Origin of the sequence: Paenibacillus zeisoli (assembly GCF_003994465.1) — a bacterium.
Lineage (GTDB): Bacteria > Bacillota > Bacilli > Paenibacillales > Paenibacillaceae > Fontibacillus > Fontibacillus zeisoli.
Map to the genome: position 1 here is coordinate 267,614 of NZ_RZNX01000003.1, position 13,350 is coordinate 280,963.

Here is a 13,350-nt window from a genome sequence, read left to right on the forward strand (position 1 = left end):
TTATTCCGGAATTAGTACATACGTATGGCCATACCTGGGTCCATCCGTGAAGAACAACCGGACATGATCCTGCTTGCCGACTTCGATGACAGGCAGTACATTTCTGCCTGCCGCAAACGGAGTAACGAACGGATAGACCGTTCCATCCTCCTTACTTGCCGGATATCCGCCCTGCTTCTTCACATAACAGAGCACATCCTTGGCAATCGGAACCTCGGAGGTCACCGTAATCTGTACCGTCTTGTATTTACTGAACAGTCCGCTTTTCTCGCGGACCGAATAGTAGATTCTAGCCTTGCCCGTACTGGCTATGGTCCGGTTCCTTCCGTCACGCTGGCGAACCAGGACGACCTCACCCTGCTCGGTCCAACCGGCGAACACCGTATATTCAAGCTGACCGATCTCCTGAATCCGGTCATGGTAACCATTGTTGGCCTTATACTCATCGCGAGTGTACAGCCGAAGTGCGCTTAGCGGCGGAAGCTCTTCGGAAAATCCTGCTGCGCCAGCGCCAGCGGGTGCCTTGTGAATATACACGGACTGAATACCTTCAGGCCAGCGCCAGCGCAGGGTACATTTGTCCTCATCAACCCGGTGAGTCAGTTCACTGATTACCAGGGCAGATGGATTATCCCCATCGATCAACCGCATGATTTTCGCCTCCTGTGGCTCTTGCTTGATGTCTAGTCTTTTTCTCATATGGAATGGACTCAAGATAAATAATTATGCCGTACAATGTTCTTTCTCAAGCTATTAAAAACCCTTGCTGCGAGTATCGTTCGATCCCCCGGCGAAGCTTCCTACGCCTCGAGTCTGTCCGGCAAGCGCCCTTCCGCGGGAAGAGCGATAATGCTCCTTGATCGGCACGATCCAGGCGAACAGCGTGATCACAGCGGCAAGCACCACGTCCGCTGTTAGACGGCAGAGTACATCGGCATGCTCGTGACCGCTGAGACCCAGCTCAAGAATGAGCCCGGCCAGCAGTCCAGAGACTGCACCGCCAATCCCAAAGCTTCGTGCCAGATACCGATTGTCGAACATCAGCCCGAGGGCAATTCCCAGCGCTACGCCAATAATCAGCAGGGCTGCAATTCGCACAATCGCATAATAGACACTGTCTGCCGCAGGACCCGTTCGCTCGGTGATCAACGTGCGATCGCCAAGGGTATCGTAAATTTGCTGGAATACGAAGGATAGATTTCCCGCATTGGATACATCGCTGTAGCTTCCACCTGTCTGTGAAGCAATCGTCTGGAGCAGATTGGAGCCGCTGGAATCCACCAGATTCAGTCCAACCGTATTCACCGCAATATGACGGTTCTTATATTCAGCCAAGGTGCTGTTCAGATCCACATTGCTGACACCGTCAGACAGCAGAATAACCATCGTGCCTTGACCGCCCTGGCTCTGGTCTGTGATATGCTTCATCGTCTCCGTCAGGGCAAGCCCGATGTTGGTTCCCCCATCTGTTGAAGGAATGGAATCGATAGCGGACTTGACCCCGGTTCTCGCAGCCTGATCACTCAGGCGGACGAAAGGCTGTATGATATTGGCTCCATCGTTGAATGTGATGACAGCGACTCTTTTGTCCCCGTCCATCTTGTCTACGAGCTTCTTGGCCGCCTCATAGCGATCATTCTTCGGATCGTTCTGCTTCATGCTCCCGGAGCTGTCGATCACCATGGCGATATCCTTGACCTGCTTTACGCCTCCGCCATTCAGTTCATAGACGAACTCCAGCGCAAGGGAGACTACGAACAACATCACCAGAGTGGCAGGTACAAGCAGCTTCCACGAAGCATCCACATAGCGCTGGCGCCAGGAGGTTCCGTTAAGCCGTGGCAGGATCATCTCCGCAATCAGGCAGGAGAGTCCCACCGACAGGGCAAGGATTCCGAAATATAGACCTATGATCAGCAGATTAGGCCACTTTCCGCCCAATTCAGCGAGCAGCCACTCCCCGATGGCGAAGCCGATTACCCCTCCAATCAGACTGAACAATGTTAAGAGCAGATTGAATTTACGCTGCATTGTAGGCATGCACCCTTTCTATAAGTCATCCGGTTGGATGGAAAACCAGCGAGTTTCTACGCCACTATTCATCCTAGGATGGAGAAATTAGGCGAATCAAGATGAAGCTGAACTTTTGGTGCACATATCGGGCAAAGATGAAGCTAAACCCTGTATGCACATGCCAGGCAGCCGTGTGAAATGTTCTTCCGATCGCTGTTGCGCCCAGATTTCTTTATTAAATTTATAAAAGGTAAGAATCCGGGCACAAAGGACATGCTTCCGATGCAGCTTTCTTTCAGAAAGCTTGTAGGCGAGCGCTCTGCTTCTCCAGAATCATTTCACACTCTTGCCCAGGAGCAATTCTTAAGTTCAAAATATATAGCGACTACCTCCGCTATTTTTTATCTCCGGATGAAAACCCAGCAACAAATTAGAGTGAAGCTGAACTATTCTATTGATGCACAATCAGGCAGCCGTGTGAAATGTTCCTCCGATCGCTGTTGCGCCCAGATTTCTTATTTGAATTTATACAAGGGAAAAATCCGGGCACAAAGGCGAGCGCTCCGCTTCTCCAGAATCATTTCACACTCTTGCCCAGGAGCAATTCTTAAGCTCGCTTATATATCGATTACCTCCGCTATTTTTTCATCCCTAGATAACCATTCAACGCAGCTCCGGCAGCAGCTTTGGATCGGTGCTATGAAACTCATATCCGTTCTGGATATAGGTCTCGTAGTAGACTTTTCCGTTCCTGTAGAACATCAGGTCCTCTAGGTGAAAGCCGCCCATAATGCACAGCTTTTCGACCCCGCTGCTCCGGTTCTCATGGACCATGCCAAGCTTGTAGATCCGGGAGGTCTCATCCGCGCCCAGTGCGTACCGCATGAACTCACTGCCCGCATCCCCGAAGAAATACTTCTCCTCATAGCGGTGCTCATGTGTATAATCGAACAGCCGCACATGAATCACGGCGTGCTCTTCAAGGGTACGGTACAGCTTCTTAAATAGCTCATCCTTGGAGAGCACCTGCTTATTGTTGTACTCAACCGTCACATTGGCCCGCCGCAGCAGCTCCTCCTCGAACGTCTGCGAGAACGGCTCACTGGTGAGGATATCTCTGCGGCATACCGCGATCATACGCTCTGTTAAGCCCTGAATACCCCCACTCAGCATCTCGGCGGGACTGCCCATATAACGGTCCTGGAACAGAATGTCCGCTCCCCGGCGTGCCTCCAGCTCGATCAGGACATCCGCGGTAACCCGCTCATAATACTCCATGATGTTCTGGCCAATGTAGTCATCAGCCAGCCGAATGCTCTGAAGCGCGCTGCTCCGCAGGGTATCTTCGAGCTCCTCAAGCTGCTGTGTCATCTTCCTGAACCGATCATGAAGCAGATCCAGCCCCACTTCATATTGACGGGCCAGCTTAAGCTCCATTTCAAGCCGGAGAATATACAGTTTAAGCGCATAGATATGATCGATAAAATACCGGATGAAGCTGCGCACATTGTGCTTATCCATCATCGGCAGCCGCTGAAAAGGCTGGTCGTGCACCAGACCCTGATAGGTCTGGACCAGCTCCGCCTTCGCGGATTCCACCTGCCCCGCCAGCTCACGGATCCGTGAGCGGTAAGCCTCGCGCAGGCTGCCTGAGCCGCCTGCTTCATCTGTCCACTCCGCCAGGTGAAACAGACCCACCTGCGGGTGAAGAGCCCGGCTCCTGCGGACCGTGGCTTCTAGTTCCTCATCCAGCCGGAGCGCGGCCAGCGCTCTATCCGCTTCACGAACATAGTTGCCCTGGAAATACAGCTCGCCGCCATCCCCGAACAGCGCCGCTTCCGCTTCCTGCAGCGTCATCGACTTCAAGGAAGAGTAGCTGACCCCGTGGGTCATCATGCCATTCATGTCATCCAGCCGCGTCTCGTCCGGGACGATCCGCCGCGCCTGCTCGGCGAGTGAATCCGGGTCCAGACCGAAGAAGCTGAGCTTATCGCTGTTTTTCCATTCCAGCGGGCCGTTCATCCGCTGGATAAGCTGTCGGTAGAAGTGGTAAAGCACGGTCAGCGCAATGGACTCATTCGGACGCTTTACCTTGGAGAATCCGGCGGAGACGTAACCTTGGCGGCCGGATTCAGTCATGATGTTATTTTTAAAGCTCATGTTATTGTAGGCTGCACCCGAGACCGAGTCATACAGCGAATCTTTCTTCTGACGGTTCTTCAGCAGGCTGATCTGGGAGATGATCTCGTCATTATCCCGCAGCCCGCCGGGCGAGCTGACCCCGCGCTCGTTCTTGTCAGACAGCACGTAGACCAGATCAAATAGAGGAGAAGCAGAATGTGTAACCGGGATGGAGAGTCCATCCTCCGTCATGAGCAGCGGTCCCGAGAAGGTATAATCAGACTGCTGCATCATATCCAGTTCTCTCAGAAAAGCGATCCCCGCAGCCCCGCTGTACCCGAACGCCTCCGCATCTTCCCTTTCGCTGATGAGGGTGAACAAGTCGGTCTGGACCGACTTGAAAGACTGGCCGAAGATCGTATTTGCCAGCACCGTAACTTCCGGTACGAATACGTTCAGCGGATCCCCCGCCTGTGTAATGACAGACAGATGAATACGATCGAATGAAGAGTATAAGCGCCCATAATCTGCGATCCGCTGACTGACACGGCGCAGCGCCCTGTTCAATTCCAGCACGGAGCCCGGCTCCTGATAAAATGCTCGGTACGTATCCGGCCGAAGGGTTTTCACATTGATCTCTGACTCTTCCGACTTGATGCGGGGTATGCGGTACCGCACAACCCGAGGATGCTCCCGCTCCCACTTCCGTGCTCCTTCTTCATCTCGTTCTCCTTCTCGTACTCTCACTCCCTCTAATTCTCTTATTCCATCCCGTTCGCCATCTTCTACTCTTAATCCATATCGTTCTCTTTCGCTATCTCTTGCGCCATCTCGTTCTCCGCCTGGCACCTTCCCTTCCCCATAAGAAGGGGAAAAGGCGGCCGTAACCCCTGCCGCCGCTCCCTCCTGTGAAGTCAGATGGAAATACATGACTCCTGCACTGTTATCCCATTTTTTATCATGAATCCGAATGATCGGATCAATGGCATCTGCCACCTTATCGCCAATGAACAGGTACACTGCAGGGTAATGAATGCTGCTCTGGTCATCCTGCTTCCCGGTCAGACCTTCCTCAGCCGCCGCGTAATCGGCCGCATACTGTTCCAGTAGCTGTCTCATAGGCTACTTCAACCTTCTGCGAATATCGCTGAGCTTGGTGGTCATTTGCTTGTAGAACTGGTAAGCTTCCTCTCCGTTCGCAAGCTCCACCCGTTCATATTCCAGGCGGTCTCTTGCATCCAAGAACGCTTCATACAGCTCATCCAGCTTGGACAGGAGCGGAGTAATATCCTCGGAAGCCGTTAGCTCCGCGTCTCTGCGGGACGCCTTGCGCAGCAGGGTACTGCGGCTCTTCTCGTCCAGGGCGCGGAAGCTTCCATACACTTCGAACTCGGCAAAATTCCGGCTTTTCATCAGATTCGCGAACGGCTCCCAAGCTTCTTCCTCCTCGTCACGATCGTACACGTACAAAGCGCCCTTTTTCGTAATCGTACTTGTATATAAGGCTTCAATGAATTGATCCAGCCACTTTTCCTCATCCTGATGCTGTCCGAGCAAGGCCTCCAGAGCAGCCGCCTGCTCCTGGATCGCCTTGTACTTCGCAAGCTCCTCGCGGACACGGGTGATCAGCTCTGGTGAACGGATCAGGTTCTCCTTGGCCATATCCTCATTAATGCTGCCAAAAATATCCTTGCTTCCCTCGCGCTCAAGCCCCTGGGACAGCAGCCGCTTCAGCTCGCCCAGCGCCCGCTTCACCTCACCGAGATTCGGTTTGTTGGAAGAGACTTGCATATCATAGGCGCGCAGCACATCAGACAAACTGAACGGCTTGGTTAGAACAACCTCGTACCGGTTGCTGGTGTTCTGGTCAATCCCTTTCTCTGCAATGACCTTCAGCTCAAGCGCCTGATCGAATTCACTGCGTACCCGGGCGTTGTAGGCCTGCACCCGCGGATTGGCATACACATCTCCCCATGATTTCTCTGGAATCGGAGATGGCAGGTAAGTCCAGTTCGTCTTGTCGGTCTGCACCAGGTGACGACCGATGCCTTCCTTGTCAAGAATCGTACGTTCATAGCTCTCTTCATAGACCTTCAGCGGCGTGTAGACGAAGAGCGGTACCCCGTTCTTCGTATTCAACCAGAAGATCCGGTTCTTGACTTCGCTTTCTTTTACGGTGAAATGGGACTTGCCCACTGCATTGTTCTGGTAATTCTTAATCCCTTTGAGGATGCTTGGCGCCTGAACCGGCACCGAGACGAAGCCCCAGGATGGAAAATACAGATTGCCGGCGCTGTTGCTCAAATGGAAGACCGGAACCGCCTCATCATCCAGCTTGCTGGCGATATTGCGCTCCACGAACTTCTCAATCGATTCATCCTGGCCGTATTTCATCAGCAGGAAATCTTCCATCGATTGCGTGATCAAATCCCCAAATTTGTCGGTCAGGAACTCGCTGATCGAGCTGACAATGTCAATCTCCTGCTCCTTGATCCATTGATTAGAGTGATCCAGCAGCTCCTGCGAGAAATCGCGGATCAGATCATCCACATCCTTCGATTCCATGAGGCTGCCCACCACTTGAGAAATATCCGGCACGCTGACGATATTCCAATAGTACGTCTTGTTCCCCTTATGATCCTCCTGCTCTTCCCCGTTCAGAAGGATGTCTCCATTCTTGGCAAAAATCGAATTCAGCGCGTTCAGAATCTCCGTGAACACATTGTAAATCCGGGTATTCTCCTTGTTCAGCAGATCGTACAGGTCCTCGTAAAATTCAATCATCTGCTCCGTGCGTTCCACATCGGCATGCAGCCAATATTCATTGATCTTCGCTTCAATATAAGCGTTCTTCTTCTTGTCTTTGGACACGAAGGCGCTCTTGGCATCGCCAAGCTTCTCGTCCGACTGGTCTCTGGCCGCTTCAATATCACGTGGAATCCGCGTCAGGTTCTCGCGGAGCGTCTCGATGTAGGACAGCAGCATTTTGAGGAGGCTGAAGCCCTTTTCGGTATAGATTAGACGGGAGACATAGAACGGACCCTGTTCCGGATGCAGGAACAACCTGCGGATCTGATCCGTGAATTGCCCTACAATTTCACCCGGAAGCTGCTTCTTCGCTTTAATGTATTCCTCGCGAGCCCGAGTAAGGAAGTTCTGCTCCAGCTCGGTATCCATATTAACCACCTGCTGCTTGACCACGTTGTTGTAGCTCAGTCGCTCGCTGTTCTGGTAGCCCGGAAGCGGCTCGGGTACGCGGGACTCGAACGTCTTGACCATCGTATCCAGGTCGATGCCAAGCTTGCGGGCGAACTTTTCCACATCGTCTTGGGTCGGTGCTTTCTCGAACATCTTCTCCATTTTGCCGAACAAACGGAAAGCCAGGTAAGTAGTCATCTCCTCAATCGGCAGGACTGCTGACGAGGCACCAATAATGTTGTATTCATAGTTGGCCGGATACAGCTTGTTCATCTGCGCAATATTCGTGCGAATGTTGCTGATATAGTCATGGATGGCGAATTCCTCGCCGGACTGTTTCTCTTCACTGGCCATAAAGTTCGTAATGTTCTCTGCCGTTACGTTCATGCAGTAGTCGTAGGCGTTCTCCAGCAGCTTGCCTTCAGTATTCGTGGCCGAAATCAGATGGCATAGATTGAACGGCGGCAGCGGGGAATTTACGTTCAGAATATTCCCGTACTGCTGACGGAACCGCTCGCCGCGACTGTCCACATTCATCCAATAGTCGAGCTCTTTCAGTGCGGCATAGCCGTTCTTTTTAATATATTCACGGGTATGCTCACTTAAGGACTTGCTGGCCAGATTAATATCCGGTGTGAACAAATAGCCTAGCGTATTTACGCGGTCAATCCCCGCCGAGCCGTGGTCCCTCTCGATAATGCCGCGGACAATGTAGGCAATATCCAGGAACGTCCCGCTGCCTGTACCCCCGGACAATCCCGTGAGCAGGAACACCATCAGCTTCTTGTTGGTGCCGACGGACAGCGTTTTGATCTTCTTATCAATGGCCTGAACCACCTGATTAATCTTCGTAAAAAGCAGCAGTCTCCCCGCCTGCCGCACCCCTGCGGCACCGTTCATGCCGTCGGTGATACTGAGCTCTGGCGACAGCCAGTCTGTAATGTAAGGCTCAAGAATACTGCGATTCTGCAGCAAACCGCCGATCTCGGCATTGGACAGCAGCACGAATTCGTTGATCGGATCGAGGCCGATGCCTTTGTAGCGTTTGCCGCGGTCCTGCTCGTTCGTCTCAAAAGCAAGGAATTCGACATTGTCCGGCTTCTCCTGTCTCTTCTTAGAGATCGGATCCTCTGGCAGCTTGAATCTGCGGTTAATCTGATATTTCAGCCGCAGCAGGGCATCTATTCCCGTTCCGCCAAGGCCGATGATGAGGATCGGATTGTCGATGGTATCGACGCGAATCTTCTCACTGACGATCCCCCCGCCCAATGATACGTCGAGCTGCTGAATATGTTCTCTTACTACCGGTTTCATATGTTGACCCCCTAAGTGGTCGGAGCAGATCAGCTTTCCTCCGCTTGCTCCGAAATTGAGTTCGTTAAGTAGCGATAAAATATGCGGTTCAAGTACCTTCTTGCTCGATTAAAAGAGTTCTGTGAATGCAATCGAAGCACATCTTAAGTGTGCTAAAGCATCACTCATTTCGTTGAAGGTTTCTTGCGTAATGCCATACGTGCGGTAAAGACCGCTGCGCGGATGGATCATTCTTACGATCGCTGTTGTCAGGGGATTTCTTTGATTGTCCACTTTCTAAGTGGAAATCCACTGACAAAGGCGACCGCTTCGCTTCTCCAGAACGATTCCATCCGCTCCGCTGGGCTTGTGCAATCTATGTTCATGCTGTGCAAATTACTTAGGGCCCGATTTTAACGTTGTTTCCTTTTCCCGGACCACAGGAATTGCTTCTACCTCAGAGAGAAGAACAATACAGTTACAGAACTTTCTATATTTAAATTCATATAGCGACAGACTTATTTAAAATCGGGTTACAAGGACGTTACTGCTAACTCTCCTTTCACCTTGGGCTTGGTTATCCCTAAGACTACCAAACGAACCTGAAAGGGAGCTGATCGTCTGCTTTCTTCCATCAATCTTCACAGTGACTCAACAAAGTGGAAGCTACCAACGTTCCTCACAGAACCTTAATCATAGACCGGAGCTAGGCTATAGGTACGAAAGGAAGTAATTGCTGCAGCCGAGCTTCACCATAGACTAATAAAGTCTTTAGTGTATTACCGCCCTTCGCCTTTCTACTACGTGCTGTAGGGCTCGTTCCCTACAGCACCGCCTCCTGCCCAACAACAAAATTGTTAAATTGAGCCTTTGAAGGAGCTGCTACCTCTCACCAGCGGAGAGGCCGGAATCGTTCTGTAGAAGAGCCAGCGTTCGTCTTTGTCTCCCGATTTCTACCCCCTGCGGGTAATAAAATCAAGAAATCGGGAGACAACAACGATCGGAAGAATGATCCGGCCGCGCAGCGGGCTCTATGTAGATNNNCCTACAGCACCGCCTCCTGCCCAACAACAAAATTGTTAAATTGAGCCTTTGAAGGAGCTGCTACCTCTCACCAGCGGAGAGGCCGGAATCGTTCTGTAGAAGAGCCAGCGTTCGTCTTTGTCTCCCGATTTCTACCCCCTGCGGGTAATAAAATCAAGAAATCGGGAGACAACAACGATCGGAAGAATGATCCGGCCGCGCAGCGGGCTCTATGTAGATCCCTTAACTACGTGCTGTAGGGCTCGTTCCCTACAGCACCGCCCCCTGCCCAACAACAAAATTGTTAAGTTAGGCCTTTGAAGGAGCTACCACCCACGAACCCAGCGGAGAGGCCGGAATCGTTCTGTAGAAGCGGAGCGTTCGTCTTTGTCTCCCGATTTCTACCCCCTGCGGGTAATAAAATCAAGAAATCGGGAGGCAACAACGATCGGAAGAATGATCCGGCCGCGCAGCGCGCTCCATTGCAGCCCCTTCAACAGATCTAATTTCACACCAAGTATTCGAGGAAGATCGTCTTATCCACCCCGATCAGCGGGATGGTCAGGCGGTCGCCGCCTTTGAGTTCGAGGCCTTTGGTAGCGTCGATCGCACGGCCCGACTTCTCGATGGTACTCGGGCTGGTATTCTTCAGCACGATCCGGTCGTTCGCACCGGGCGTGAAGATGATCTTCTCCGTCTCACGGAGCTCGGGCGCCAGCTGCAGCAGCTGGTGGAGATTGAACTTACCTTTGAAGGCTGCCAGCTTCTTATACTGCGGATACGTCTTCTCGCCCGTGTTCTCGTCCCGAATCTCAATGACGATCTGGCCAACAAAGCCTTGGTTCGCTTTCTTCCACATGCGAAGCAGGAAGTAGAGCGCAGCCAGGACCACAGCAAGACCGATTACTCCCAGAATAACGGCTAACGTTGGAAAAGGTTTCTTGTCTAGGTCATTCGCACTTGCTGCGGTACCTGCCCCCGTGCTTGCCCCGCCCGGCTTGGCGCTGATCTTCACAGGAGTCGTCTCGCGGTAGAAGCTCTTCTCCTCCGCCCTCACTTTGATCTCGTAAGCATGTTTGTCTGGGATCTCAAAGGTACCGCTGAAATGATTCCCGGTATTCCCGAGCTTCGTCTCTGTGGTCTTGCCGGTGTCCAGGTCCTTTGCAACCAGCACGGCATTCATATCTTGATAAAGACTTGTATTCTGAATCTTGTTCCCGTTGCTGATTAAGTACGAGTTAATATCGATCTTATCGCCCTTGCTGTATGTCTTAGCGGGGATTTGATCCATGGCCAGCTCCATATCGTAGTTGAACACCAGGTTGATATCGATCTTGTCCTTGGCTACCCCTTTGACCTTCAGCTTCCAGTCTCCTTGATCCGGCTTCAGCAGCTTGATCAGTGAGTATGTTTTCGACTTTGATACCAGTACATCACTCGATGGAATAGATACTTCCTTCCCTGACGGGTCATACAGCTTCGCCTCAACAGGCTTCGCAGACATAATCGAAATGTTGGCTTCAAGCACGCTCGCGTTCGGAACATTTACCGTTACATCCTGATAGCTTCCATTCGCCGTAATCGACTGGATCGGTACGATCTTCAGCTTCAAGTGACTGGCGAAGATTTCACTCAGAATCTGCGGCAGATCATCGGCCGTATCGGTAACAAAAGACTTCCCGCCGGTCTTCTGGGCAATCTCCCCGAGAGCCGCCTTGTTCAGCTTGCCATCTGCATTAAGACCGATAGTATAGACGGGAACCCCGTCTTTCTTCGCCTCGGCAAGAGCCTGATTCAGCTCCTGATCGGACTGCTGCTGGGTTCTGCCGGAAGCCTTGTTGAAATCGTTATTTCCGTCGGCCAGCAGAACGATCATCGGTTCGTGGGACGGATCGGCGCCATTTTGCAGCACCTTAACGGCTTCTTTGACACCAACCGCAATGTCCGTGTAAGAGCCCCGGTCAAGCCCGTCAATGAACTGCTTCAAGTCGTCTTTGTCCGAAGCGGACTGAATTTCAAGCAGCGCCTTCTCCCGCTGGATGCGGTCCGTATAGGCGACCACCCCTACTTTATCTCCCTTGGCAGAGAGCATATCGATGAACATCTTCATCGCTTCATTGCTGATTTTGTTACGGTCACTCTTATTCATCGAGTTGCTGTCGTCCACGACCAGAACGGCGTCGATTTGTGAAGACTGCTGAGCGGCTTCAGCGACCTGGAGATTGCCTGTCAGAGGAATCAGCAGGGAGAGCGCGAGCAGCAGCGTTAGCGTTAATTTTTGTCTTGGAAGCATAAGGATACCCCTTCACTTGAAAATCGGAATAATTCTACTCTATGGAACAGGTCTTAAGTTTTTATTAAGAAGATATTAAGATAGCGTTAAAAAGACAGAAACCTACTATAATGAGACATATTCCTTATTAGTTCTACCATATATATGACTATATGATATAATTTACCATCCTAAAGTTCAAACCAGGATGTCACAGTTACGCGGCGCTGAGCCTTATGACTCTACTTATTTGAAGTAGCGCCAGAACCCTTTTATAATGACGGGAAACAGATCACATCCAGGATAGAAAGGATCCATATTATGATTGCATACGGATGTATTGGAATTTTGTTTCTTTTTGTACTCATTCGCACGATTCTCTATTATTCTCACCGCAAGCATCCTTTTCCCAAGGAGGAAATTGACCGCCAGGTGCTGTCCATCATCAACGACAGGCGGGAACGATCATGAAGAAAGTCCCTGTACAGATCCGTCCCTTCAGGCGAACACGTTATGCCTACCAGCGGCTCAGGGTGTGCAAGAACTGCCACAATTTCACGGTCCTATGGGAAAAAGAATGCCTCAATTGCGGCCGATCCTCCTTCATACCGGTTGACACCATGGCCCTTCGGCTGACCAAGCGCTCCATGCAGACCGAGCGGCTGATCGCGCTCTTCCTAACACTTGCCGGGGTTCTATTTAGCACAACTTTTGAGCAGATTGCGATCTGCCTCGGATCAGGAATCGTGCTTACCCTACTGCTCTGGCTCGTTCAGAGGCAGATGACGCTCTCTGAAGCTCCGCGCCAGCTTCATAAGTGGTTCGAGAAGGAGCAGCAGCGGCTGATTGACGGCCTGCGGCTGAATATCGAAGCCGCGATCGGCATAAGGCAGCAGGATGAACGGCTCGCTTACGAGATGCTGAGGGAAATCGGAACTCTAGTGAACAGTGACCGGAATCGCCTGCAGCAAATTTCGCTGCTTCGTAATTTTGTGCTCCGCAGAGACATGGATCTGCAGCTAGAGTCTCTTCTGCTCTTCGACTTTGATGAGGGGCTGGCTGAATATATCGGCGAGATTGCGAGAATTAAGCCCGAGCTGATCAAGGAGCGCACCCTGCTGTACGTCCTCGACCACGAACCGGAGTTCCTCAGTATGGCGAACGGACGGGAGATTCTGGCGGCCATCGTGGGCGCTATCGTCCGGATGAAAAGATACGTCACACTTTACCCGGAGTTCACTCGCAGATACGCGCGTTTTTTGCCGAAAGACCGCTTCCTACGCCTGTTCCGGATCGTTACGGCTGATGATCCGCATCTACAGTTCAGCAATCTCGCCACGGAAGTGGCTGAGATTTATAACGCGAAATATCAGTGGGACCCTGATTTTCACCAATCTGCCCAATCAACAGGACAACAGCGATGAGGCTAT

General features: G+C 51.8%; 6 protein-coding genes. 1 reads left to right on the top strand and 5 read right to left on the bottom strand.

Features of this window, described 5'->3' with window-relative positions; all coding sequences use genetic code 11:
• From EJP77_RS10240 to EJP77_RS10260, 5 genes are all read right to left on the bottom strand, one after another.
• The gene (locus tag EJP77_RS10240; protein ID WP_127199137.1) at positions 1-651 is read right to left on the bottom strand and encodes a beta-mannanase; all 651 of its coding nucleotides are present in this window, start codon (positions 649-651) and stop codon (positions 1-3) included.
• Positions 652-753: 102 nt separating this feature from the next.
• Entirely contained in the window at positions 754-2,031 is a 1,278-nt protein-coding gene (locus EJP77_RS10245) for a vWA domain-containing protein (RefSeq protein ID WP_127199138.1), read from the bottom strand.
• Positions 2,032-2,676: 645 nt separating this feature from the next.
• Positions 2,677-5,253 (bottom strand): putative RNA-binding protein, encoded by a 2,577-nt coding sequence (locus EJP77_RS10250; protein ID WP_127199139.1) that lies wholly within the window; start codon positions 5,251-5,253, stop codon positions 2,677-2,679.
• Positions 5,254-5,256: 3 nt separating this feature from the next.
• The gene (locus EJP77_RS10255) at positions 5,257-8,646 is read right to left on the bottom strand and encodes a tubulin-like doman-containing protein (RefSeq protein WP_127199140.1); all 3,390 of its coding nucleotides are present in this window, start codon (positions 8,644-8,646) and stop codon (positions 5,257-5,259) included.
• 1,510 nt (positions 8,647-10,156) lie between these two features.
• Positions 10,157-11,941, bottom strand: a complete 1,785-nt coding sequence (locus EJP77_RS10260) for a vWA domain-containing protein (protein WP_127199141.1) — start codon at positions 11,939-11,941, stop codon at positions 10,157-10,159.
• 446 nt (positions 11,942-12,387) lie between these two features.
• On the opposite strand from EJP77_RS10260, the gene EJP77_RS10265 reads away from it, so the two are divergent.
• On the top strand, positions 12,388-13,344 hold the full coding sequence (locus EJP77_RS10265; RefSeq protein ID WP_127199142.1) for a hypothetical protein: 957 nt from the start codon (positions 12,388-12,390) through the stop codon (positions 13,342-13,344).
• The last annotated feature ends 6 nt before the right edge of the window (positions 13,345-13,350 follow it).